Here is a 23,196-nt window from a genome sequence, read left to right as displayed (position 1 = left end):
CTGCGCCTCATCGTTGCAGGACATAGGTTCCGGGGGCGTCGCAAAGCGGCGCCAACCCGCGATCCGGCGCGCCCATCGGCGGCGGCGCGACCGGGGCGCCGCTGCGCGCGGCCAGCCAGCGGCCCCAGGCGGGCCACCAGGAGCCCTCGACCGGCTCATGCGCGGCCAGCCATTCCGAGGCCACCGGCAGCCGGTCCAGCGCCTGCCGGGTGCCGACGCGGTAACGCCGGCCGGGATGGCCGGGTTCGCTGACGATCCCGGCATTGTGGCCGCCCGAGGTCAGCACGAAGGTCACCTCGGTATCGGTCAGGTGCTGGATCTTGTAGACCGAGCGCCAGGGCGCCACATGGTCGCGCTCGGTCGCGACGGCGAAGATCGGCTGGCGGATGTTCTGCAGCACCGCCGGCAGGCCCTCGACCATGAAGCGGCCGGTGGCCAGCTCGTTGTCCAGATACAGCCGGCGCAGATATTCCACATGCATCCGGAAGGGCATCCGCGTGCTGTCGGCGTTCCAGGCCATCAGGTCGTTCATCGGCGCCCGCTGGCCCAGCATGTATTCGCGCACCAGCCGCGACCAGATCAGGTCGTTCGAGCGCAGCATCTGGAAGGCCCCGGCCATCTGTCCCGCCGACAGGTAACCGCGCTTCCACATCATCGCCTCCAGGAGCCGCATCTGGCTGGGGTCGATGAACAGCGCCAGCTCTCCGGGTTCGGAAAAATCCGCCTGCGCCGCCAGCAGCGTCACCGAGGCCAGCCGCTGGTCGCCCGAATGCGCCATCGCCGCCGCCGCGATGGACAGCAGCGTGCCGCCCAGGCAATAGCCCGCCGCATGGACGCGCCTGTCGGGCAGGATCGTCCCGATCGCCCGAAGCGCGTCCATCACGCCCAGCTTGCGGTAATCCTCCAGCGTCAGGTCGCGGTCGCCTTCATCCGGGTTCCGCCAAGAGATCGCGAAGACCGTATGCCCCTGCCCCACCAGCCAGCGGATCAGCGAATTCTCCGGCGACAGGTCCAGGATGTAGTATTTCATGATCCATGCCGGCACGATCAGCACCGGCTCGGGGCGGACGGTTTCGGTGGTGGGGGCATACTGGATCAGCTCGATCAGGTGGTTGCGCCAGACCACCTTGCCCGGCGTCACCGCGACCTCGTGCCCCGGACGGAAGGCTTCCGCCCCGGCGGGCGGGCGGCCCGCCATCTGCCGGGCGGCGTCGTCGGCCCAGTTGCGCCAGCCCTGCAGCAGGTTCAGCCCGCCGGTGGCCCATGTGCGCTGGATCACCTCGGGATTGGTGAAGGGGTTGTTCGAGGGCGAGAACATGTCCAGCACCTGCCGCGCCGCGAAAGAGACCTGCGCCTCGTGATGACGCGAGACGCCGGGCACTTCATGGGTGACGTTGTGCCACCATTGCTGCTGCAGCAGGAAACCCTGCGCCATCCAGGAAAAGGGCGGGTGCTGCCAGCCGGGATGCTCGAAGCGCCGGTCGCCCGGCAGGGGCTGGATCGCCGGGGCCGCGCCGGGACCGGCGGCCGAGGCCATCAGATGCGCCACCATCCGCCCGGCCTTGCGCAGCGCCTTGACCCCCAGCTCCATCTGCTTGCCCGGCGCCGTGGCCAGGTGCAGCCCCCAGTCGAACAGCGCCAGCGCCGCCGAGGCCCGCGACATCCCGCCGGTCATCAGCCCGCGTTGCGACAGCCACAGCCGGTCCAGGGTCTGGAACAGCTCGATCCCCAGCGGCTCTTCCTCGGGCGGGCAGGACGCCGGGGCAGGCTTGGCGGCGGGATTGGCGACAGGCTTGGCGGGGGGCCTGCGGCGCTGGCGCGGGCGGCGCAAGGGCACCACCTTGCCGCCGGTCTCGGGCGTTGCGGTGTGGTCGGACGGGGACATCTCGGGCCTGCGCTCCTGTTCGGCGGTCTTGCGCGGGACCATGCCACGCCAAGGCCGAAGGGTTCATGACATGGATCAAGAAGTCTGAAATTATTTGCACATCCAGACGAATCCCGCAAGATTGCCGCGCTGCGGCAATTCCGCCGCGCCCCAGGACGCCCTCGTGAACCCCCCGGCCCCGCGGGGTTTGACCCCGATCAAGGCCACCGCCCAGGGGTCCGGGTTATCCGCGACGGACACAGGAACACCGCGCGAAGGAGACAGGATGACGCCCCCCGACAGCCACAGCCGCACCCCCCAGGACTGCCTTGCCGCGCTGGAGAGCCGCCCCGAGGGCCTGTCGGGCGACGAAGCCGCCCGGCGCCTGCAGCAATACGGGCCGAACCGCCTGCCCGAGGCGCCGCCGCGCAGTCCGGTGATCCGTTTCCTGGCGCAGTTCAACAACGTGCTGATCTATGTGCTGCTGGGCGCGGCCGCGATCACGGCGGCGCTGGCGCATTGGATCGACACCTCGGTGATCCTTGCGGTGGTGGTCGCCAATGCGGTGATCGGCTTCGTCCAGGAGGGCAAGGCCGAGGCCGCCCTGGGCGCGATCCGCAACATGCTGGCCCCCCATGCCACGGTGCTGCGCGACGGCCGCCGCGTCTCGGTCGAGGGCGCCGCGCTGGTGCCGGGCGACGTCGTGCTGCTGGAGGCGGGCGACAAGGTGCCCGCCGACCTGCGGCTGATCGAGGCGCGCAGCCTCTCGGCGCAGGAGGCGGTGCTGACCGGCGAATCCGTCCCGGTCGAGAAGACGCCCGAACCGGTGGCCCCCGACGCGGCGCTGGGGGATCGCCGCTCGATGCTCTATTCTGGGACGCTGATCACCCAGGGCACCGCGCGCGGGCTGGTCACCGCCACCGGCCAGCAGACCGAGATCGGCCGCATCGGCGGGCTTCTGGCGACGGTCGAGCAGCTGACCACGCCGCTGGTCGCGCAGATGGACCATTTCGGGCGCTGGCTGTCCCTCCTGATCCTGCTGGCATCGGCCCTGCTGCTGCTGTTCGGCTATGTCGTCTGGGACTACGATTTCGGGGACCTGTTCATCGTCGTGGTCAGCCTCGCCGTCTCGTCGGTCCCCGAGGGGCTGCCGGCGGTGATGACCATCACCCTGGCCATCGGCGTGCAGGCCATGGCGCGCCGCCATGCCATCGTCCGCCGGCTGCCGGCCATCGAGGCGATCGGCTCGGTCTCGGTGATCTGCACCGACAAGACCGGCACGCTGACCCGCAACGAGATGCTGGTCGCCGCCGCCGAAACGCCCCAGGGGCTGTTCGAGATCGCGGGCCAGGGCTATGCGCCCGAGGGCGCCATCACGCCTGCGGGCGATGCGGGGGCGGGCGACCTGGGCGCGCTGGCGCTGGCCGCGGCGCTGTGCAACGACGCCGAGATCCATCATCGCGACGGCGACTGGCAGCCCGAGGGCGACCCGATGGAGGCGGCGCTGCTGGCCTTCGCGGGCAAGGCGCTGCCCGATGCGCGGGCGGGCTGGACACGGCTCGACGCCATCCCCTTCGATTCCCGGCTGCGCTTCATGGCGACCCTGGCCGAGGGGCCGCAGGGCCGCGTCCTGCATGTCAAGGGCGCGCCCGAGCGGGTGCTGCAGATGTGCGCCGGGCTGGACCAGGCCGACTGGCTGGCCCGCGCCGATGCCATGGCCGCGCGCGGGCTGCGGGTGCTGGCGCTGGCCGAGGCCCCCGCGCCGGCCGGCAACATCGACGCCGCCGCGCTGGAGGGCGGGCTGCAGCTGCTGGGCCTTGTGGGCCTGATCGACCCGCCCCGCGCCGAGGCCATCGCCGCCGTGGCCGAATGCCGCGCGGCGGGGATCCGGGTGAAGATGATCACCGGCGACCATGCCGGCACCGCCGCCGCCATCGCCGCCCAGATCGGGCTGGAAAATCCCCATCGCGTGCTGACCGGGGCGGAACTGGACCAGATGGACGAGGCCGCCCTGTTGCTGGCGGTGATCGACGCCGATGTCTTCGCCCGCACCAGCCCCGAGCACAAGCTGCGGCTGGTCACGGCGCTGCAGGAACACGGCCTGTCGGTCGCGATGACCGGCGACGGCGTGAACGACGCCCCGGCGCTGCGCCGCGCCGATGCCGGGATCTGCATGGGCCTCAAGGGCTCGGAAGCCGCGAAGGAGGCCGCTGACCTGGTGCTGACCGACGACAATTTCGCCTCGATCGCGGCGGCGGTGCGCGAGGGGCGGACGGTCTATGACAACCTCAAGAAGGTCATCAGCTGGACCCTGCCCACCAATGCCGGCGAGGCGATGACCGTCATCACCGCGCTGGTCCTGGGCATGTCGCTGCCGGTGACGGCGGTGCAGATCCTGTGGACCAACCTGATCACCGGCATCACCCTGGGCCTGGCGCTGGCCTTCGAGCCGACCGAGGACGGCACCATGTCGCGCCCGCCCCGCCCCCGCAACGCCCCGATCCTGTCCGGAGAGCTGGTCTGGCATGTGGTGCTGGTGGCGATGCTGTTCCTGGCGGCGGTCTTCGGCGTCTTCGCCTATGCGATGGACAAGGGCTATCCGCTGCCGCTGGCCCAGACCATGGCGATGAACACGCTAGTGGTGCTGGAGATCTTCCACCTGTTCTTCATCCGCAACATCCACGGCACCTCGCTGACCTGGAATGCCACCAAGGGCACGCGGGTGGTCTGGATCACGGTGCTGACCATCACCGCCGCGCAATTCGCCGTCACCTACCTGCCGCCGGCGCAGATGATCCTGGGCACGCAGCCGGTCCCCTTCGCCGACGGGCTCTTGATCTTCGGCGTGGGCGTCGCCTTCTTCGCGCTGATCGAGATCGAGAAGCAGATCCGCCTGGGCCTGCAGCGACGGCCGGGCAGCTAGGCGCGCCGCACCAGCCGGGCCATCCGCGAGGCGGCCCGGCGCCAGAGAGGCAGGCGCGGGACGGGGCGGGCCGGTGGGGGCGGCGGCTGTTGCGAGGGGCGTTCGGGCGGATCGAGTTCAACCAGCACGCCCGAGACGATGGGCTCCTTGCTGGGGACCGGTTGCCTCAGCCGGCGCTTCAGCTGGTATTCCGCATGGGCCGGGCCGGGGGCCTTCACCGGCCGCATCGACACTTCGCAACCGCGCGCAAGCGGCCAGGCTTCGCCGGTCGCGTGCTCGATCGAGACGGCCTTCAGGATCTTGCGGTCGAACGACTTGTCGATCGTCGTCGAGATCCGCAGCTTTCGCGAGCTGCCCTCGGGCCCATGCAGCTGCGCCAGGACGCCGACATCCTCATTCGGCCGGCAGATCATGAAAAGCGCGATGATCCTGCCCGCTTGCCGGGGCGCGATCCGCAGCGGCAAGGGTGCGGCGGGAACATCCATGATCGAATTGGTGAAACGCTGCTTCGCGAAATCCGTCAGCAATCTCAGCCGCCGGCCATCGGTGCGCAGCGCGGCGACCTGCGCCGGGACCCGGCGGGGAACGGACGAGACGCCCCTGGCGATGAAATCCAGCAAGGCGGGATCGTGGCTGTAATGCAAATTGTCGGCATATAGCTCGGCGGGGATGGCGGGCAGGCCATGCGCGGCGCGCCAGGCGCGCGACATGTCGAAGGATCCGATCCCGTAATGATCCAGCAGCGCCAGCAACTGGTCGTAATAGGGATCGCGATCGGGGGCCAGTTCTTGCGGCCGCGGGGTGAAGATCGCCATCACCAGGCGGCAGCGGCGCCTGCGGCAGATGCAGATCAGGTGCTCGACATTCTTCAGCAGCAGGTCCACCGAATAGCCGCCGCGAGCATGGTTGACCTCGTTCAGCGCATATTCCCAGACGACGGTGTCGCCCCGCCCTGCCCGGCCGTCCTGCAGCAGGCGATAGATCCCCGCCAGCGTGGTCGTGGCCCCGACCGAAAGATTGACGACCTCCTGGCTTTTCAGCGCGGCGTAATGGGAAACCCAGCCATTGCCGAACAGCGAGTTCGACCCGCCCAGAACATAGATCGTCAAGCCATTCGCCTCTTGCAGCTTCGCCGCGCCCATCTTTCAGCGGCGCGGGGAAAGTGCAAGCACCACGGCGTTGCGGCCGGAACGGCAAACGGGCCGGCATGGCAGCCGGCCCGTCGCCAGATCGCAAGGGATCATGCCGCGGCAGATCCGATCATTCGGCCGGCAGCTGCGCGGCCAGCTGGTTGACCAGCGATTCGATCTGCTGGCACTGGGCCTCGGCCGTGGTGCCCTGCTGCGCGGCGCTGTCCTCCAGCGAGACCTCGGCGCCCATCGCGGAGACCACGCCCTCGGTGCCCTTGGCCTCGGCCGCATCGCCCGCCGCCGCGTCGCCCTGCGGGATCATGCCCAGCACGCGTTCCTGCACCACGATGGCCTCTTCGCCGCTGAAGCCCTGCGCGTTGCAGAATTTCAGGATGCCCAGCTGGTTGCGGGCGGCCTCGTAGGCGGCGGCCGGATCGGCCTCGGGGACGGCCGGGGCCTCGTCCTGCGCCAGCACCGGAGACGCGCAGACAGCAAACGCCGCGATGAGGGAAAGCTTACGGATCATTATCTGACTCCTCAGTCGTTCGATCGTAAACGGACGTCGCAGCGCCCGCATGTCCCAAGACCTAAGCCGGGGATTTCCGAACGGCCACCCCGCGATCCTGCCCACAGCGAAACCGTGCCGAAACAAGCGGATCGGGGGATCTGCCTGCCAGGTTTCCGGCCGCGGACAGCCGCCGCGGCGCGGCGGATGCAGCTTGTGATCGGATGTGAACGACCACAAGCCGCGCCAAGAATTCGCGCCAAATAACTGAATTAACTTGGTATTAGCGTCGGCCTCGGCCGCATCGGCCGCAGGAAATTGCCCGGCGCAGGCAAAAGCGGCATTTGCGCGGGAACCTGCTGCCGCCCTAGCGTTCCAGCACCAAGAGATCGCCCTCGAAGCCGACGCGGGCGAAGCGGCGCAGGTAGGACATGCCCAGAAGCGAGCCCTCCAGCCCGCCGTCGATCACCATCGCGGGGACGTCGCGGTCGACGATGTCGCCGATGGCGAATTCCTCGATCCGCACCGGCGCGGTGCGCACCCTTCCATTGGCGGTCACGGCGGTGCCGATGAAGGCCAGCCCCTCGGGGTCGATGCCGATGCGGCGCGCATCCTCGCGGCTGAGCGCCACCGTCGAGGCGCCGGTATCGACCACCATCCGCACGTCCTGCCCGTTCAGCTGCGCGATCAGGTGGAAATGGCCGTCGCGGGACAGCGGGATCTCGATCCGTCCGCCCTCCAGCACCTGCTGGCGCGGTTCGGACCAGTCCAGCCACAGGTTGGCGGCAAAGATCGCCCCGGCGAAGATCACCGCCCACAGCGCGATCTGGCGCAGCGCCTGGCCGCCGCGGCCCGACAGCTCGAACAGCATGGCGCCGCCGATCACCACCAGCAGCAGGATGTAATAGGCCAGTTGCGCCCAATCGCCGCCCATCGTCACACCAGCCCCGAGCCCTTGAGCCCGTCGATCACGAACTGGATCGAGAGCGCCGCCAGCAGCATCCCCAGCAGCCGCGTGACCACCATCGTGCCGGTGCGCCCCAGCGCATGGGCCAGCGGCGTCGCCAGGTGGAACAGCAGCATCGCGATCACCAGCACCAGCAGCATGGCGATATTGATCAGCGCCAGATGCAGCCAGCCGTCCTGCTGGCCGGCCAGCAGGATCATCGTTGCCAGCGCGCCGGGCCCGGCCAGCAGCGGCATGGCCAGCGGAAAGACCGAGGGATCGTCGGCGCGATCGTCATGGCCCTGCCCCTCGCGCCGCTCGGTGCGCCGCTCGAACAGCATGTCCAGCGCGGTCAGGAACAGCAGCACGCCCCCGGCGATGCGGAAGGCGGGCAGCGAGATGCCGATGGCCGACAGGATCGCCTCTCCGGCAAGGCCGAACAGCATCATCAGGATCCCGGCGATGACCAGGGCGCGGAAACCGATGCGGCGGCGCTCGGCCGCGCTCATGCCCGGCGTCAGCGCCACGAAGATCGGCGCCAGGCCGACCGGGTCGATGACCACGAACAGCGTCACGAAGGCTGTGATGTAGACCGCGATGTCCATGCAGCCTTATCGCCCGGCCTGCCCGCCATGCCAAGCGCCATGCCGGCCCGGTGCCCAGCCTGGGCGCGCTTCGTGCGGCGCGCTCACGCAATCGGGCTTTGCAATCCCCCGGCCGAGTCCCTAAATGTTGCACGCGGACGGTTGAACCGTCCCGGCAAGGGAGCTTCACATGCTGAACAATATCGGCCTTCCCGGTCTTCTGCTGATCGCGGTCGTCGTGCTCGTGCTTTTCGGCAAGGGCAAGGTGTCGTCGCTGATGGGCGAGGTCGGCAAGGGAATCACCGCCTTCAAGAAGGGCGTGAACGACGGCGCCAAGGAGATCGAGAGCACAGGCGAGGAACCGCATGACGTGCCCGGCGAAAAGGCGCGCGACGTGACGCCGCAACCCACCGACCGCAGCTGACCCCGGAAGGCACGGTCCATGTTTGACGTCGGCTGGAGCGAGCTTCTGCTGATCGGCATTGTTGCGCTGATCGTGGTGGGTCCGAAGGACCTGCCGCATCTGTTCCATGCGCTGGGACGCTTTACGGCGAAGGCCCGCAGCATGGCCCGCGAGTTCTCCTCGGCCATGGAGGATGCGGCGCGCGAATCCGGCGTCGACGATGCCACGAAATCCCTGCGCGACCTGAAATCGCTGACCTCGAAGAAATCGCTGGGGCTGGACGCGCTGGACCGCGCCGCCGACCGGTTCGAGAAATGGGACCCCGCGATGCCGACGCAGCGCAACCGCCCGCAGCGCGATCCCGACGCGCCGCAGCCGCCCGCGGCCGACGCCCCTGCGCCCACCCCCGCCCCCACGCCGCAGCCCGCCGCCGGCGAAGCGGGCGGTATGGGCGGCACAGGACCCGCCAGCACCGGGACAGCGGGCACGGGGACAGCGGGCACGCAAACGGGCGACGCAGGAACCGGCCGCCGCATCCGTGCCGTGCGCCGTTCGGACATGAAAGACCGCTGACTTGGCCAAGAAACCCGCACAGGAAGAAGAGCTTGACGACAGCTCTGCCCCGCTGATCGAACATCTGGCCGAGCTGCGCAGCCGCATCATCTGGTCGATGCTGGCTTTCATCATCGCCATGGTGCTGTGCTATACGGTCTGGAAGCCGATCTACAACATCCTGACCCAGCCGATCTGCGCGGCGCTGGATGCGCGCGGGCAGAACTGCCAGCTGCAGATCATCAAGCTGCAGGAAGGCTTCTTCACCGCGATCAACATCTCTTTCTTCGGCGGCTTCGTACTGGCCTTCCCGGTGATCGGCTATCAGCTGTGGCGCTTCGTGGCGCCGGGGCTGTACCGGTCGGAAAAGGCGGCGTTTTTGCCCTTCCTGATCGCCTCGCCGGTGATGTTCGCGATCGGCGCGGCCTTCGCCTATTACGTCATCCTGCCGATGGCCTACAATTTCTTCCTGGGCTTCCAGCAGGCCCCGGTCGTGGCAACCCCGGACGAGGTGACGGCGACCGGGAACGTGGCGGGCATCGCCTTCCAGGGCTCGATGCAGGAATACCTGAACCTGACGATCAAGTTCCTGCTGGCCTTCGGCCTGTCGTTCCAGCTGCCGGTGGCGCTGACGCTGCTGGGCAAGGCGGGGCTGGTTTCCTCGTCCGGCCTGGCCTCGGTGCGCCGCTATGCGGTGGTCGGGATCCTGGTGCTGGCGGCCATCGCCACGCCGCCCGATGTCGTCAGCCAGATCGTGCTGTTCAGCGTCGTCTATGCGCTTTACGAGGTCTCGATCCAGCTTGTCCGGCGGATCGAGAAGCGCCGCGAGGCGGAACTGCGCGCGCAGGGCTTGTGGGAAGAGGACGAGGAAACCGAGGAAGCGGCGAAATGACCTTCGACAATCCCGCGACCGATCCGCTGGAACGCATCGCCGCCGCGCTGGAGCGGCTGGCCCCGCCGCCCGCGCCCGCGCCCAGCTTCTCCGAGGCCGGCGCCTATGTCTGGCATCCCGATCCCGACCGGCTGGAGCCGGTCGAGACCGTCGCCCGCGTCGATCTGGTGCAGCTGATCGGCATCGAGCGCGCCAAGGACACGCTGCTGGCCAACACGCTGCAATTCGCCCGCGGCTTCGGCGCGAACAACGCGCTTCTGTGGGGCGCGCGGGGTATGGGGAAATCCTCGCTGGTCAAGGCGGTCCATGCCGAGGCCGTGGCCCAGGGCCTGCCGCTGGTGCTGGTCGAGATCGCGCGCGACGACCTGGATTCGGTCGACCGGCTGCTGGCGATCCTGGGCCGGGCGAAGGAGCATCGCTTCCTGCTGTTCTCGGACGACCTGTCCTTCAGCCATGACGACACGCAATACAAGTCGCTGAAGGCGGTGCTGGATGGCGGGATCAGCGGCCGGCCCGCGAACGTGATCCTCTATGCCACCTCGAACCGGCGCCACCTGATGCCGCGCGACATGATCGACAACGAGCGGTCGACCGCGATCCATCCCGGCGAGGCGGTCGAGGAGAAGGTGTCGCTGTCGGACCGCTTCGGGCTGTGGCTGGGCTTCCATCCCTGTTCGCAGGACGAGTTCCTGGCGATGATCGACGGCTATTGCGCCGCCTACGACCTGCGGATCGATCCGGCGGTGCTGCGTGCCGAGGCGATCGAATGGCAGGCCACGCGCGGCGGGCGCTCGGGCCGGGTGGCCTGGCAGTTCTTCACCGACCTGGCCGGGCGGCACGGGATCGCGGTCTAGCCGGGGCGCTGCGCGGCAGCCTCGCCGGGGGCTTCCGCCCCCGTCCCTGCGGGACTCCCCCGAGGATATTTCGGCCAAGATGAAAATGCGGGCTTGCGGCGGGGCGGAAGGCGCTTGCCTGCGGGGGGCCGGCCGGGTTTCATGGCCGCCATGAAGCAGCGCAGCGCCACCCGTGTCCTGACCGGAACCCGCATCCGCGAACGCCGCCTGGCGCTGTCGCGGCGGCAGGCCGATGTCGCGCGCGAGGTGGGAATTTCGCCGGCCTATCTGAACCTGATCGAGCATAACCGCCGCCCGGTGGGCGAGGAGCTGATGACCCGGCTGGCCGATGTGCTGCATGTGCCGGCCGAGGAACTGGCCGCCGGCCGCGAGGAGGCCCGCATCGCCGCCCTGCGCGAGGCCGCCGCCCGGCTGCCCGAGGCCCTGTCCGACGGCCCCGCCGAGCTGGAGCAGGCGCCCGAGTTCCTGGCCCGCTTTCCCGGCTGGGCGGGCGTGCTGATCGCCACCGCGCGCCGGGCCGAGGGGCTGGAGCGGCAACTGGTCGGCCTGTCGGACCGGATGACGCAGGACCCCTATCTGCTGGCCACGCTGCACGAGGTGCTGTCGGCGGTGACGGCCTTGCGCTCGACCGCCTCGATCCTGGCCGAGGAGGGAGAGATCCCCCCCGACTGGCGGCGCCGCTTCCACGCCAACCTGGACGAGGACAGCCTGCGCCTGTCGCAGACCGCGCAATCGCTGGTCGCCTATCTGGACAGTTTCGAGGCCGACGGCACCATCTTCACCCCGCAGGAGGAGGTCGAGGCCTGGCTGGCGGCGGGCGCGCCCGAGATCGAGGCGCCGGGCGGGCCGCTGGTCTCGGATGCGGGCCGGGCGATGGCGCGGGATCACCAGGCCCGCATGGCGGCCGAGGCCGCGATCCTGTCCGACGAGGATCTGGCCGGGGCGGCGGGGCGCGCGGCGGGCGATCCGCTGCAGGTCGCGGCGCTGCTGGCCCGGCCGCTGGACCTGGTCATGCGCCGCCTGGCCGCCTTGCGCCCGGCGGGGTTCGAGACCGCGGGGCTTCTGGTCTGCGACGGCTCGGGCGCGCTGACGCTGCGCCGCCCGGCACCGGGCTTTCCGCTGCCGCGGCCCGGCGATGCCTGCCCGCTCTGGCCGCTGTTCCAGGCGCTGGCGGCGCCGCAGACCGCGATCCGCCTGTATCTGGAGGCGCCCGACGGCGGCCGGTTCCACACCATCAGCTACGGGACCCGCAGCCAGCCCGAGGGAATCGATGGCCCGGTGCTGACCCGCGCCCAGATGCTGATCCTGCCCGCCGCCGCCGCCTCGGGCGGCCCGGTGATCCGCATCGGCCCGGCCTGCCGCATCTGCCCGCGCAGCCAGTGCCCGGCACGCAGGGAGCCCTCGATCCTGGCCACCAGCTGAGCTTCGGGCAAGGATCGCCGGACCTCGACCAAGGCAGGCTTTGACAGCGGGCTCCATTGCGGCACATTATCGTCCGACAGGCGGCGCGCCACGGTCCGGCTGCCGCAGGGAGGAGAGGACCCGTGCCGCAAGAGCTCGACATCCTGATGATCGAGGACGAGACGAATATTGCCGAGGCGGTCCGCTTCATCCTGACCCGCGAGGGCTGGCGGATCGGCCTTCACCCCGAGGGCAAGGGCGCGATGCAGCGGATCCGCGCCGCCCGCCCGCGGCTGGTGATCCTGGACCTGATGCTGCCCGGCCGCTCGGGCGCCGAGATCCTGGCCGAGCTGCGCGCCGACACCGATGCCGGGCTGGCGGCGACGCCGGTGCTGATGCTGACCGCGCGGGGACAGGGGCCCGCCGTCCAGCCGCTGGCCGAGAAGGCCGATGCGCTGCTGGCCAAGCCCTTCTCGAACGACGACTTGCGCCGCGTCGTGCGGGAGCTGCTGGCATGACGGCGCCCCGAACGCTGCCCGCAACCGCGATCGCAGCCCGCGAGACCCGCGATGCCTGAACGGCGGCTGTTCCTGGAGCGCGCCTCGTTCCGGCGGCGGCGGCTGGGGGATGCGGCGCGGGTGCTGCCGGTGGCGGCGGCGCTTTTGCTGCTGCTGCCGGTCTGGTGGCTGCCGCGCGCCTTCGCCTCGGCCGGGGGGGTGATCTGGATCTTCGCCTTCTGGGCGGTGCTGATCGTGCTGATCTGGCTGCTGCACCGCGCCCTGATCCGGGCCGAGGCCGCCATCGGCACCGCCGATCCGCGCGCCGATCCCGAGGCCGATCGCCAGGGCCATCCCGGCGCGGCCGCCCGTGCCGACCGCCGCGCCGGGGCGCGATCCGATCCCGACCAGGACCCGCCCGATGCCCTTTGAGACGCTGGTCGCGGGCTGCCTGGCCTATGTCGCGCTGATGTTCGCGGTGGCCTTCTGGGCCGACCGGGCGGCGGCGCGCGGGCGGGTGCGCTGGCTGGACCATCCGCTGGTCTACACGCTGTCGCTGTCGGTCTATTGCTCGGCCTGGACCTTCTATGGCGCGGTCGGTTACGCCAGCCGCTCGGGGCTGGAATTCGCCACGATCTACCTGGGGCCGACCATCGTCTTCGCGGGGTCCTGGTGGGGGCTGCGCCGGCTGGTGCGGGTCGCGCGGACCCATCACGTCACCTCGATCGCCGACCTGGTCTCGGCGCGGTTCGGCAAGTCGAACCCGCTGGCCGCGCTGGTCACGCTGATCGGGGTTCTGGCGGCCACGCCCTATATCGCGCTGCAGCTGCAATCGGTGCGCCTGTCCTTCGAGGTCTTCGCCACCGCCCGTCCCGAGGACAACGGCGCCGTCGGCGGCACGGCGCTGTGGGTGGCCGTGGGGCTGGCGCTGTTCACCATCCTGTTCGGCACCCGCAACCTGGCCGCGGACGAGCGCCACCACGGCGTCGTCACCGCCATCGCGCTGGAGGCCGTGGTCAAGCTGCTGGCCTTCCTGGCGCTTGGCGTCTTCGTCGTCTGGGGGCTGGCCGACGGCCCCGCCGACATCATCGCCCGGATCGCCAGGGCGGCGCAGGACCCGGCCAATGCCGAGGGCTGGCAGCTGCGGCCCGACCGCTGGACGGCGCTGAACATCGTCTCGGCCGCCGCCATCCTGACGCTGCCGCGCATGTTCCAGGTGATGGTGATCGAGGCCGCCGACGAGGACCGGCTGCGCATGGCCGGCTGGGCCTTCCCGGCCTATCTGTTCGCCATGTCGCTGTTCGTGCTGCCCATCGCGGTCATGGGCCACGAGCTGATGCCCGCCGACGCCAATCCCGACCTCTATGTGCTGACCCTGCCGGATGCGGCCGGGCAGGACATGCTGGCGCTGCTGGTCTTCCTGGGCGGCTTTTCCGCCGCGACCTCGATGGTCGTCGTCAGCGCCATCGCGCTGGCCACGATGATCTCGAACCACTGGCTGACGCCGGTCTGGCTGGCGCTGCGCAAGCGCCCCGCCGACGAGGAGACCGAGGACCTGCGCGGGCTGGTGCTGAATTCCCGCCGCCTGGCGATCCTGGCCATGGTCGGCGCGGGCTGGGTCTATCACGAGGCCTCGGGCGGCTCGACGGCGCTGGCGGCGATGGGGCTGGTGGCCTTCACCGGCGTGGCGCAGGTGCTGCCCGCGATGATCGGCGGGCTGCTGTGGCGCGGCGCCAACCGCTTCGGCGCCTATGCCGGGGTCGGTTCGGGCTTCCTTCTGTGGCTGGTGATCGTCTATCTGCCCTCGCTCGGCATCGGCAGCCCGCCGCCCTTGCCCGAGGGCGTCGATCCGCTGGCCTTCAGCATCTTCATCACCCTGGCCGTGAACAGCCTGGCCTTCGTCACCTGCTCGATCTTCTGGTTTCCCGACCCGGTCGAGCGGCTGCAGGGCCTGTCCTTCGTCAGCGCCGTCGAGCCGCCCCGCAACAGCTCGCTTGCGCGCGGCGACGACCGGGCCGAGCCGCTGCTGGCCATGGCGCGGCGGGTCTGGGGGCCGGATCCGGCGCTGCTGTTCTTCCGCGCCGAGGCCGCCGCCCAGGGCAAGTCCGGCTATCTGCCCGACCTGACGCCGCGCTTCCTGACCCGGCTGGAGCGGCGGCTGGCGGGCTCGATCGGCTCGGCCACGGCCCATGCCATGGTGGAACGCGCCGCCGGGCGCACCTCGCTGACCGTCGCCGACCTGATGCAGGTCGCCGACGAGGCGCAGCGCGCCAAGGAGGAGACCCAGCGGCTGGAAAACGCCTCGATCGAGCTGGCCCGCACCGCCCGCCAGCTGCGCGAGGCGAACGAGAAGCTGACCGCGCTGTCGGTGCAGAAGGACGCCTTCCTGGACCAGATCAGCCATGAATTGCGCACGCCGATGACCTCGATCCGGGCGTTTTCGGAATTCCTCAGCGAACCGGACCTGACCGACGAGGAACGCCGCAAGTTCGCCGGGATCATCCACGAGGAGGCCGGGCGGCTGACCCGGCTGCTGGACAATCTGCTGGACATCTCGGTGCTGGAAAGCGGCCAGGCGCAGCTGAGCGTCTCGGCCAGCAATCTCCACGACCTGATCGGCCGGGCGCTGACCGCCGCCTCGGCCACCCGCCCCGAGCGCGTCTTCGGCATCGACCGCGACCCGATCTCGGAACATGTGCCGGTGATCACCGATGCCGACCGGCTGCTGCAGGTGCTGATCAACGTGATCGCCAATTCCCGCAAATATTGCGATGCCGAGCGCCCCTGGCTGAGAATCCGCGTCACCCGCCGCGACGGGGCGGGCACGCAGATCGACATCGTCGACAACGGCTCGGGCATCGATGCGGGCCAGCAGGCGCTGATCTTCGAGAAGTTCTCGCGGCTGAACGATCCGGCGCGGGCGGGCGGCGCCGGGCTGGGCCTGGCCATCTGCCGCGAGATCATGCTGTCCTTGGGCGGCGAGATTTCCTACCTGCCCGGCCAGGGCGGGGCGGCCTTCCGCATCAGCCTGCCCGCGCGCCCGCCGGTCGGGCGCGGGCGCGTCGCGCCGCCCGAAGGCCAGGCATAAGGCATTTCTTAACCTGTCTTTGCCAGTTTGTTCACATCAATGGCGAATCGGGTTGGCGATGTCGGAATTCGGGTCAGGGGCGGAACGGAACGGGGCCATGCCGGGCGGCGGGGTGCTGCGGCGCCTGCTGGCCGCGCGGCTTGCCGCAGAGGAAGACGCCGGCCGCCCGCCGCAATTGCCGCAGCCGGCGCCGCCGACCCCGGCCAAGGCCGCGGCCATCGCGATCGGCCGCGCGGCCGACCGGCTCTACGGGCTGGAGGTGCAGCCGACCGCCATCGCGCCGGGCGCCCTGTCGCTGGCCGAATTGCCCGAACTGCTGCCCGACCCGGCGCTGCTGGCCGTTCTGGAAGGTCCGGGCGAGGCCCTGGGCGTCATGGCCCTGTCGCCCGAGGCCGTCACCGCGCTGATCGAGGTGCAGACCCTTGGCCGCATCACCGGGCGCCCCGCCGAACGCCGCCGCCCGACCCGCAGCGACGCCATGCTCTGCGCCGATTTCGTCAATGCGCTGATGGCCGAGATCGCGCAGGAACTGGACGGGATCGACGGATTCGAGGGCTGGGCGGGCTATCGCTATGCCAGCTACCTGGACGATCCGCGCCCGCTGGCGCTGATGCTGGACGACCGCCCCTTCCGCAGCATGGCGATGGATCTGCGGCTGGGCGGCCCGCAGGGGCGCGAGGCGCGGATCCTCATCGCCCTGCCCCAGCCCGGCCCCTCGGGCCGCCCCGCCCCCGCTGTCCGGCCGGCCGCGCCCCAGCCGGCGCCCGCAACCGATCCCGCACCCGTTCCGGCCGAGCCCCTGCCCCGCCCGACCCTCGCCGCCAATGTCCGCGAGGCGCCGGTCGAGCTGGTCGGCATCCTCTGCCGCCGCCGGATCTCGCTTGGCGAATTGCGCGCGCTGGCGCCCGGCAGGATTCTGGCGCTGCCGCGGGTCAGCCTTGCCGATACCCGGCTGGAAACCCCCTGCGGCCAGGTGCTTGCCCATGGCAAGCTGGGCGAGGCCGACGGCTGCCACGCGATCCGCCTGCAGGGCCCCGATGCCGGCAGCCAGCCGCAGGACGACCCGGCGCCGCCCGAGGAAGGCCGCCCCTACCGCCATCACCTGCCGATCGAGGACCTGGCCCGCCCCGACCCGTTCCGCGCGCCGCCCGATGCGACCGGCACCCCGGCGCCCGAACCCGACCTGCGGAGCCTGCCCGAATGACGCGGCGCGGCTTTTCCGCCGCGGATCAGGGGTCTGAAGCCCGCCGGCGGGCGGTTTTCCCTTGAATTCATCGCCTGCCCGACGCATTTAACAGCGGTCCCGAATCTTGCGGGGCGCCCACTATGGAGTGATCATGGCCAAGGAAGAAATGCTCGAATTCCCCGGCGTCGTGAAGGAACTCCTGCCGAATGCGACGTTCAGGGTCGAGCTGGAAAACGGCCATGAGATCATCGCGCATATGGCAGGCAAGATGCGCAAGAACCGCATCCGCGTTCTGGCCGGCGACAAGGTGCAGGTCGAAATGAATACCTATGACCTGACCAAGGGGCGTATCAATTACCGCTTCAAGTAAGACCGGCGCGCCTGGCGCCGGACTTTCCGCATGACCCAAACCGCGCCCCCCCGGCTGATCCTCGGTTCGGCCAGCCCGCGCCGGCTGGAGCTTCTGGCCCAGATCGGCCTGTGCCCCGACGCGCTGCGCCCCGCCGATATCGATGAGACCCCGCAAAAGGCCGAGACGCCGCGCGACTATGTGCGCCGCATGGCGCTGGAAAAGGCCGAGGCGATCCCCCTTGCGGAAGACGAGGCGCTGCTGACCGCCGACACCACGGTCGCGGTCGGTCGGCGGATCCTCGGCAAGCCCGCCGACCGGGACGAGGCCGCGGCCTTCATGCGCCTGATGTCCGGGCGCCGCCACCGCGTGCTGACCGCCATCGCCCTGCGCCATGGGGGCCGCAGCCGGGTGCGGCTGGTGGAAACCCAGGTCCGCATGCGCCCCATCGACGCGGCCGCGCTTGACGCCTATCTCGATGCCGGCGACTGGCAGGGCAAGGCCGGCGGCTATGCGATCCAGGGCGCGGCGGCGGCCTTCATCCCCTGGATCCAGGGCTCGTTCTCGGCCGTGGTCGGCTTGCCGCTGTCGGAAACCGCCGCCATGCTGGCCGCGATCGGCATTACCGGAGGCACCACATGAAGGGACGCCAGGTCATCCTGGGCCGCATCGGCCCCCGCGAAGCCGCCGCGCTGATGGTCGATGGCCAGCTGGAGGATCTGCTGGTCGATCCGGCGGCGATCACCCCGCTGGCCCCCGGCGCGATCTGCCGCGGCGTGACCGAACGGCTGATGAAGGGCCAGGGCGGGGTCTTCCTGCGCCTGCCCGATGGCCAGCGCGGCTTCCTGCGCGACCGCTCGGGCCTGCGCGAGGGGCAGCCGCTGCTGGTCCAGGTCAGCGGCGTGGCCGAGCCCGGCAAGGCGATCCCGCTGAGCGGCCGCCTGCTGTTCCGGGGCCGCCATGCGCTGGTGACGCCGGGGGCGCCGGGCGTCAATGTCTCGCGCCGGATCCGCGACAGCGAGACGCGCGAGGCGCTGGCCCGGCTGGGCAGCGACGCCTTGGCGGGCCGCGAATTCGGCCTGATCCTGCGCAGCGCCGCCGAAGCCGCCGATGACGCGGAGATCCTGGCGGACCTGATGCCGCTGCTGGAACTGGCCGACCGCATCCTGCCCGAGGACCAGGGCCCGCCCGAGTTGCTGCTGGACGCGCCGACGCCGTGGGAGCTGGCCTGGACCGAATGGGCCGACCCCGCCCCGGACGCCGTCGAGGAAGGCGAGGACAGCTTCGATCTGCACGGTGTCGGCGACGCCATCGACCGGCTCGCCTCGCCGCTGGTCGCCCTGCCCGGCGGCGGCTCGGCCGCGATCGAGGCCACGCGCGCGCTGGTCGCGATCGACGTGAATACCGGCAGCGACAGCTCGCCCGCCGCGGCGCTGAAGGCCAATATCGCCCTGGCGCGCGACCTGCCCCGGCAATTGCGGCTGCGCGGCCTGGGCGGCCAGGTCGTGATCGACTTCGCCCCCATGCCCAAGCGCGACCGGGCGACGCTGGACCAGGTCCTGCGCGCGGCCTTCAAGGGCGACGCCAGCGAGACCACGCTGATCGGCTGGACCGCGATGGGCCTTTACGAGATCAGCCGCAAGCGCGACCGCGCGCCGCTGGCGATGCTGCTGGCCGGGGGCGCCTGATGGCCTGCCCGATCTGCAACAAGCCCTCGGCGGCGGCCTATCGTCCGTTCTGCTCGAAACGCTGCGCTGATATCGACCTCGCGCGCTGGCTGCGCGGGGAATATGTGATCCCCGGCCCGCCGCTGGACGACGTGCCTTCCGAGGACGACGACAAGCCGCACTGATTTTTCATCGATTCGGGCTGGACAGTCGCAGGCACTGCCCGTAAACAGCGCTCCACGCAGGCAGCCGAGATCGGCTGAAACGGCGCCCGGATAGCTCAGTTGGTAGAGCAGCGGATTGAAAATCCGCGTGTCGGTGGTTCGAATCCGCCTCCGGGCACCATTTTCCCAAGATAGCCAAGACAGAAAAAAGACTAGGAAACACAGGGTTATAGGCAATCCAAGCCTCCCTTTTCCTCCACCCCCGGATAGCGGCGCTTGTGCCTTTTTCCGGGGGTTTTCGGGTATTGTCACAAGAAATGCATGGCAAAAACGTGGCAAAAGTGGCCCCGCTGCACCTCCCCTCCCAATCGATTCGCACACGCTCAGACAGCCACTCAAGAGCGATCTGAGGCAGCACACAGGCACCATACACGCACGTCGCTGTAGTGGCCGAGCGCCCCCCTGTGAGCCTCCTATGGAGCGCGGAACATTTCGCGCCCGCCGCGTGTGGGGTGAGCCTCCGGCTTGCTGGCCGCAAGTCAGCTTAGCTGACTTAGCGGGGGCAGTCGGTGGCCTTCTCGTTCGGCGGGCAGGTCAACGGCGATGCAGCCGTGCCATGTGCACCTAGCTGCAGCGTGGAAAACGCACGAGCGCCCCCGCCCCGCTGCAGCTTAGCGGTATTCCCGCCTCGCACAAACCATCCCCTCATTATCTATTTGTCCGAATATAAAATGACCCGTTTTTGTGGTCTGCCCCCTGAAAAGTGGTCCTCCCTGAAGTAGGCTATTGAGCCGCTGGAGAGGACGTTGGAATGCCCCAGAAGAAGCATAAGCCCGAAGAGATCGTCGCGAAGCTGCGCCAGGTCGATGTTCTGCTGTCGCAAGGAAGATCGGTTGGCGAGGCGGTTCGCACGATCGGCGTGACGCAGTTCACGTACTATCGGTGGCGCAAGGAGTTCGGCGGCCTGAAGGGTGACCAGGTGAAGCGGCTGAAGGAGCTCGAGAAAGAGAACGACCGTCTGCGCAAGGCTGTGTCGGACCTGACGCTCGAGAAGCTGATTCTGAAAGAGGCTGCCTCGGGAAACTATTGAGCCCCGCCCGTCGTCGTCGCTGCGTTGACCATGTCATGGCAAAGTTCTCCGTCTCGGAGCGGTTTGCCTGCAAGGTTCTCGGCCAGCATCGCTCGACCCAGCGCAAGAAGCCTTGCGGCCGTGCAGATGAAGAGGCGTTGACCGCCGACATCATCCGGCTCGCTTCATGACACTGAAACGCACGAGAATGCACGTTTTCAGATGTCAGGTGAACCAACCGAAATGGGCGGCAACGGCGCAGGGAGGTCTAATCTCGCTAAGGCGATCCTGAAGTGGGCCAACGAGAACGGCGTCGAATGGCATTATATCGATCCGGGCAAGCCCCAGCAAAATGGCTGCATTGAGTCATTCAATGGCAGCCTGCGCGACGAATGCCTCAACGAGGAGATCTGCGAAAGCCTGGCCGATGCCCGCCGAAAGCTGGCCCTCTGGCGCTACGACTACGACCACGTCAGGCCGCATTCCTCGCTCGGCAACCAGACCCCGGCAGAAGCGCGCAGGGCGATTGAGCAAACTGGGGGCTCCGCGCCCGACCCTCGCCCAACCCGAAACCGACCAATATCAACCCCAAGGACTCTACATCACGGCGAGGGACGACCGGGGGGCAGGTCAGATTGTTCGGCTCCTGGATCGAGGATTATAATGCAAGCCACCCGCACTCTGGGCTGAAAATGCGCTCGCCACGCGAGTTCATCGCAGCTCAAACCGCAATCGCCTGAGTGTCCGATAAAATGGGGGCAAGACCCGGGCGGATCAAGCTCAACCTGATTGACCGTAAGCCCTGCGGGCAGCAAATCTCGTCGCGAAAACCATGTCTCCAGCGGCAGCCTCCTTAGAAGGCCCAAATGAAAGCCCTCAGCAGCTCAACTGCACCAAATCTGCGCCAGGACGTTGTTCCACGCCGTTCAACACTCAATTCGCACTCCCGTTCACAAACGGAAACTATTCCAGCAGCGCTATGTCTATTTCAGCGACCTGTTCCAGATCTTATAGGTAAAGCGTGACAGGCCATCATCGCCCACCTCACATAGGGAGTCGCAGCAGTGAACCTCTATCTCAGATCACTAAGACCGGTTCAGCTTCGCCTGATCGCGGCGATCGGACGGCTCGGGAAACTTCGGCTTGCCGCCGATGCCTGCGGCATGACGGTGCCCGCTGCCTCACGGATGCTGACCGAGATTGAGGTCAAGCTGGGCGTCGCGCTGTTCGAACGGGATGCAAGAGGCATGAAACCCACGGCATCCGGTAAGGTGCTGGGGCACCACGCTTTAAAGGTCGTCCACAACATCGACCAGATGGCGCATGACTTCGCGGCGCATCACGAAGGGACGGCAGGGTCGGTGCGGATCGGCGCAGTGACGGGCGCGGCGCTTGCAGCCGTGATTCCCGCCATCCTGCAGCTGAAGCGGAAGGCTCCGCTGTTGAAAGTCTCTCTGGATGTGTCGTCCTCGTCAAGGCTGATGTGGGGGCTTGAACGAGGCGAATACGATTTTGCGGTCTCTCGGCTGGAGCGCGGCGCCAATGCAGGAGATTTCGACGTATCGCCAGCACGAGACGAGGAAGTGCTGCTTATGGTTCACCGCCGGCACGAACTGGCCCGGCGCGATCATTTGCTGCTGGCGGAGATCGCAGACCATCCGTGGACCATGCAGGAGCACGGCGCCCCGATTCGGCACGCGATCGAGATCGCCTTCCGTGAGGAGGGCGTCGACTTGCCACTGAACCTGATTGAAACTGCCTCGGTCGTCGCTATCATGGCGCTGCTGCGCGATTCCAATGTCATCGCAGCGGTCACCCAAGAAGTCGCGGACCTGCTGCTGAAGCCCCCCTTTTCGGCCGACCTAGTCCTGCTGAAGACCCACAATTCGATTGTCATCGAGCCTTATCACATCCTGCGTCCGCGCGACCGCAGCCTGTCTGCAGGGGCGGAGCAGATGCTCGCTCTGGTCAAAACGCTGCTGGAACGAGAGAAGGTTACCAATTCCGATAAGTGGTTTGGCGATGAAATCAATTGATTGATAATGAGTGGCGCCCGTACCTTTCTCCGGACAGATCCGAGGGAGGGACATGTGAAGATCCGCGCAACAATCCACCGGGATTTCACTATCGCCCACATCGACGACCGCTTATACTCGGCGTTCATCGAGCACATGGGACGCGCGATCTACACTGGCATCTATGAGCCTGATCACCCCACTGCAAACGCGCAGGGCTTCCGCCAGGACGTGCTCGAATTGGTCCGCGGCCTTAGCATTCCGGCGATACGCTACCCGGGCGGCAACTTCGTCTCGGCTTACAAGTGGGAGGACGGGGTCGGCCCGAAGGACCAGCGCCCGGTGCGGTTGGACCTCGCCTGGCGCTCGCGCGAGACTAACCAAGTCGGGATCAACGAGTTCGCGGGCTGGGCGAAGGATGCCGGAATCGAGATGATGCTGGCCGTCAACCTCGGCACGCGCAACATCGAGGAGGCGCGCAACTTCGTCGAATATTGCAATCACCCATCGGGCACCTACTGGAGCGACCTGCGCCGTCAGCACGGGGTCGCGGACCCCTATAACGTCAAGATGTGGTGCCTGGGCAACGAGATGGACGGCCCTTGGCAAATCGGCCATAAGGAAGCCAAGGAATACGGTCGCCTGGCCGATGAAACCTCGAAAGCCGTGAAGGCCTTCGGGAAGGGCATCGAGACAATCGTCTGCGGCTCTTCCAACGACCAGATGGCGACGTATCCGGAATGGGAGCGGCAGGTTCTCGACGAATGCTACGAGAACGTCGACTACATCTCATTACACAAGTATTTCGGCAACAGCAGTCACAACATACTGAACTATCTTGCCAAAATAGACGAGACGGGCCGCTACATTCAGACGATCGGCGGGGTAATCGATTTCGTCAAGGCCAAGAAGCGCGCCAAGAACGACGTCTATATCTGTTTTGATGAATGGAATGTCTGGTATCACAATCGCGAGCAGGACTGTCCCCCGTCAGCGCCCATGGCACAGATTTGAGGTTGTGATTTAAGGAGGATTTGGGCTTCGTCGTAGTGACGAAGGAACGAAGATGAAGCCCAAATCCTCCAATACAAAATTGCCGGCCAAGTC

At 68.4% G+C, this 23,196-nt stretch carries 21 protein-coding genes, 1 tRNA gene and 2 pseudogenes; 19 read left to right on the top strand and 5 right to left on the bottom strand.

The features are described 5' to 3' along the window. Positions 1–7: 7 nt before the first annotated feature. A complete protein-coding gene (locus tag C9E82_RS19330) occupies positions 8–1,927 on the bottom strand; it encodes a PHA/PHB synthase family protein (RefSeq protein ID WP_244936045.1) in 1,920 nt (639 codons plus the stop codon). A gap of 223 nt (positions 1,928–2,150) precedes the next feature. Between C9E82_RS19330 and C9E82_RS19325 the strand changes: the two genes are divergently transcribed. Continuing rightward, the gene (locus C9E82_RS19325; protein ID WP_122449365.1) at positions 2,151–4,787 is read left to right on the top strand and encodes an HAD-IC family P-type ATPase; all 2,637 of its coding nucleotides are present in this window, start codon (positions 2,151–2,153) and stop codon (positions 4,785–4,787) included. Here the strand turns inward: C9E82_RS19325 and C9E82_RS19320 are convergent. From C9E82_RS19320 to C9E82_RS19305, 4 genes are all read right to left on the bottom strand, one after another. Next, entirely contained in the window at positions 4,784–5,896 is a 1,113-nt protein-coding gene (locus C9E82_RS19320; protein WP_147482375.1) for an SGNH/GDSL hydrolase family protein, read from the bottom strand. The genes C9E82_RS19325 and C9E82_RS19320 overlap by 4 nt on opposite strands. A gap of 151 nt (positions 5,897–6,047) precedes the next feature. Further along, entirely contained in the window at positions 6,048–6,443 is a 396-nt protein-coding gene (locus C9E82_RS19315) for a pore-forming ESAT-6 family protein (protein ID WP_119901164.1), read from the bottom strand. Positions 6,444–6,789: 346 nt separating this feature from the next. Further along, entirely contained in the window at positions 6,790–7,356 is a 567-nt protein-coding gene (locus C9E82_RS19310; protein WP_119901165.1) for a retropepsin-like aspartic protease family protein, read from the bottom strand. Between the two features lie 2 nt (positions 7,357–7,358). After that, positions 7,359–7,973, bottom strand: a complete 615-nt coding sequence (locus C9E82_RS19305) for a MarC family protein (protein WP_119901166.1) — start codon at positions 7,971–7,973, stop codon at positions 7,359–7,361. 169 nt (positions 7,974–8,142) lie between these two features. Between C9E82_RS19305 and C9E82_RS19300 the strand changes: the two genes are divergently transcribed. The 18 genes and pseudogenes from C9E82_RS19300 to C9E82_RS19210 all read left to right on the top strand — a co-directional run bounded on the left by C9E82_RS19300 (position 8,143) and on the right by C9E82_RS19210 (position 23,103). Then, the gene (locus C9E82_RS19300; RefSeq protein ID WP_119901167.1) at positions 8,143–8,376 is read left to right on the top strand and encodes a twin-arginine translocase TatA/TatE family subunit; all 234 of its coding nucleotides are present in this window, start codon (positions 8,143–8,145) and stop codon (positions 8,374–8,376) included. Between the two features lie 18 nt (positions 8,377–8,394). Then, a complete protein-coding gene (gene tatB / locus C9E82_RS19295; RefSeq protein ID WP_122449363.1) occupies positions 8,395–8,928 on the top strand; it encodes a Sec-independent protein translocase protein TatB in 534 nt (177 codons plus the stop codon). A 1-nt stretch (position 8,929) separates the two neighbouring features. Beyond that, positions 8,930–9,799, top strand: coding sequence for a twin-arginine translocase subunit TatC (gene tatC, locus C9E82_RS19290; protein ID WP_119900295.1), 870 nt, complete (start codon positions 8,930–8,932; stop codon positions 9,797–9,799). Beyond that, positions 9,796–10,653, top strand: a complete 858-nt coding sequence (locus C9E82_RS19285; RefSeq protein ID WP_119900294.1) for an ATP-binding protein — start codon at positions 9,796–9,798, stop codon at positions 10,651–10,653. The genes tatC and C9E82_RS19285 overlap by 4 nt, the downstream gene beginning before the upstream one ends. A 150-nt stretch (positions 10,654–10,803) precedes the next feature. Further along, positions 10,804–12,075, top strand: a complete 1,272-nt coding sequence (locus C9E82_RS19280) for a short-chain fatty acyl-CoA regulator family protein (RefSeq protein WP_170162149.1) — start codon at positions 10,804–10,806, stop codon at positions 12,073–12,075. A gap of 122 nt (positions 12,076–12,197) precedes the next feature. Then, entirely contained in the window at positions 12,198–12,572 is a 375-nt protein-coding gene (locus C9E82_RS19275; RefSeq protein ID WP_240643653.1) for a response regulator transcription factor, read from the top strand. 51 nt (positions 12,573–12,623) lie between these two features. After that, on the top strand, positions 12,624–12,983 hold the full coding sequence (locus C9E82_RS25115; protein ID WP_240643652.1) for a hypothetical protein: 360 nt from the start codon (positions 12,624–12,626) through the stop codon (positions 12,981–12,983). Further along, positions 12,973–15,639, top strand: coding sequence for an ATP-binding protein (locus tag C9E82_RS19265; RefSeq protein ID WP_119900292.1), 2,667 nt, complete (start codon positions 12,973–12,975; stop codon positions 15,637–15,639). Before C9E82_RS25115 ends, C9E82_RS19265 begins: the two co-directional genes overlap by 11 nt. Positions 15,640–15,736: 97 nt before the next feature. Beyond that, positions 15,737–16,843: a FliM/FliN family flagellar motor switch protein gene (locus C9E82_RS19255; RefSeq protein WP_183154119.1), complete on the top strand. Its 1,107-nt coding sequence runs from the start codon at positions 15,737–15,739 to the stop codon at positions 16,841–16,843. Positions 16,844–16,976: 133 nt separating this feature from the next. Further along, a complete protein-coding gene (gene infA / locus C9E82_RS19250; RefSeq protein WP_010397442.1) occupies positions 16,977–17,195 on the top strand; it encodes a translation initiation factor IF-1 in 219 nt (72 codons plus the stop codon). Between the two features lie 30 nt (positions 17,196–17,225). After that, positions 17,226–17,816 carry a Maf family protein gene (locus C9E82_RS19245; protein ID WP_119900997.1) on the top strand — a complete coding sequence of 197 codons (591 nt, stop codon included), beginning with the start codon at positions 17,226–17,228 and terminating at the stop codon, positions 17,814–17,816. Continuing rightward, entirely contained in the window at positions 17,813–18,862 is a 1,050-nt protein-coding gene (locus C9E82_RS19240; RefSeq protein ID WP_119900998.1) for a ribonuclease E/G, read from the top strand. The genes C9E82_RS19245 and C9E82_RS19240 overlap by 4 nt, the downstream gene beginning before the upstream one ends. Then, entirely contained in the window at positions 18,862–19,026 is a 165-nt protein-coding gene (locus C9E82_RS19235; protein WP_119900999.1) for a DNA gyrase inhibitor YacG, read from the top strand. Before C9E82_RS19240 ends, C9E82_RS19235 begins: the two co-directional genes overlap by 1 nt. 84 nt (positions 19,027–19,110) lie before the next feature. Continuing rightward, positions 19,111–19,186: transfer RNA gene (locus C9E82_RS19230), tRNA-Phe, on the top strand. Between the two features lie 630 nt (positions 19,187–19,816). Next, a pseudogene (locus C9E82_RS25510) lies at positions 19,817–20,259 on the top strand (transposase); the annotation flags it as partial. Between the two features lie 94 nt (positions 20,260–20,353). Continuing rightward, positions 20,354–20,626 (top strand): annotated as a pseudogene (locus tag C9E82_RS25505) (integrase core domain-containing protein); the annotation flags it as partial. Positions 20,627–21,138: 512 nt separating this feature from the next. Further along, entirely contained in the window at positions 21,139–22,110 is a 972-nt protein-coding gene (locus C9E82_RS19215) for a LysR family transcriptional regulator (RefSeq protein WP_119901001.1), read from the top strand. Between the two features lie 54 nt (positions 22,111–22,164). Further along, entirely contained in the window at positions 22,165–23,103 is a 939-nt protein-coding gene (locus tag C9E82_RS19210) for an alpha-N-arabinofuranosidase (protein ID WP_240643704.1), read from the top strand. Positions 23,104–23,196 lie beyond the last annotated feature (93 nt).

It is taken from the genome of Paracoccus sigandri (assembly GCF_003709565.1).
Lineage (GTDB): Bacteria > Pseudomonadota > Alphaproteobacteria > Rhodobacterales > Rhodobacteraceae > Paracoccus > Paracoccus siganidrum.
The sequence above is the reverse complement of the archived record's forward strand: the minus strand, read 5'-3'. Positions and strand labels throughout refer to the sequence as shown.

Excerpts from the sequence above, each read along its gene's own strand:
- C9E82_RS19280 (WP_170162149.1), top strand. The coding sequence starts at position 10,804 with ATGAAGCAGCGCAGCGCCACCCGTGTCCTGACCGGAACCCGCATCCGC.
- C9E82_RS19310 (WP_119901165.1), bottom strand. The coding sequence starts at position 7,356 with ATGGGCGGCGATTGGGCGCAACTGGCCTATTACATCCTGCTGCTGGTG.
- infA (WP_010397442.1), top strand. The coding sequence starts at position 16,977 with ATGGCCAAGGAAGAAATGCTCGAATTCCCCGGCGTCGTGAAGGAACTC.
- C9E82_RS19235 (WP_119900999.1), top strand. The coding sequence starts at position 18,862 with ATGGCCTGCCCGATCTGCAACAAGCCCTCGGCGGCGGCCTATCGTCCG.
- C9E82_RS19330 (WP_244936045.1), bottom strand. The coding sequence starts at position 1,927 with ATGGTCCCGCGCAAGACCGCCGAACAGGAGCGCAGGCCCGAGATGTCC.
- tatB (WP_122449363.1), top strand. The coding sequence starts at position 8,395 with ATGTTTGACGTCGGCTGGAGCGAGCTTCTGCTGATCGGCATTGTTGCG.
- C9E82_RS19285 (WP_119900294.1), top strand. The coding sequence starts at position 9,796 with ATGACCTTCGACAATCCCGCGACCGATCCGCTGGAACGCATCGCCGCC.
- C9E82_RS19315 (WP_119901164.1), bottom strand. The coding sequence starts at position 6,443 with ATGATCCGTAAGCTTTCCCTCATCGCGGCGTTTGCTGTCTGCGCGTCT.
- C9E82_RS19300 (WP_119901167.1), top strand. The coding sequence starts at position 8,143 with ATGCTGAACAATATCGGCCTTCCCGGTCTTCTGCTGATCGCGGTCGTC.
- C9E82_RS19265 (WP_119900292.1), top strand. The coding sequence starts at position 12,973 with ATGCCCTTTGAGACGCTGGTCGCGGGCTGCCTGGCCTATGTCGCGCTG.
- C9E82_RS19240 (WP_119900998.1), top strand. The coding sequence starts at position 17,813 with ATGAAGGGACGCCAGGTCATCCTGGGCCGCATCGGCCCCCGCGAAGCC.
- C9E82_RS25115 (WP_240643652.1), top strand. The coding sequence starts at position 12,624 with ATGCCTGAACGGCGGCTGTTCCTGGAGCGCGCCTCGTTCCGGCGGCGG.
- C9E82_RS19245 (WP_119900997.1), top strand. The coding sequence starts at position 17,226 with ATGACCCAAACCGCGCCCCCCCGGCTGATCCTCGGTTCGGCCAGCCCG.
- C9E82_RS19305 (WP_119901166.1), bottom strand. The coding sequence starts at position 7,973 with ATGGACATCGCGGTCTACATCACAGCCTTCGTGACGCTGTTCGTGGTC.
- C9E82_RS19325 (WP_122449365.1), top strand. The coding sequence starts at position 2,151 with ATGACGCCCCCCGACAGCCACAGCCGCACCCCCCAGGACTGCCTTGCC.
- C9E82_RS19255 (WP_183154119.1), top strand. The coding sequence starts at position 15,737 with ATGCCGGGCGGCGGGGTGCTGCGGCGCCTGCTGGCCGCGCGGCTTGCC.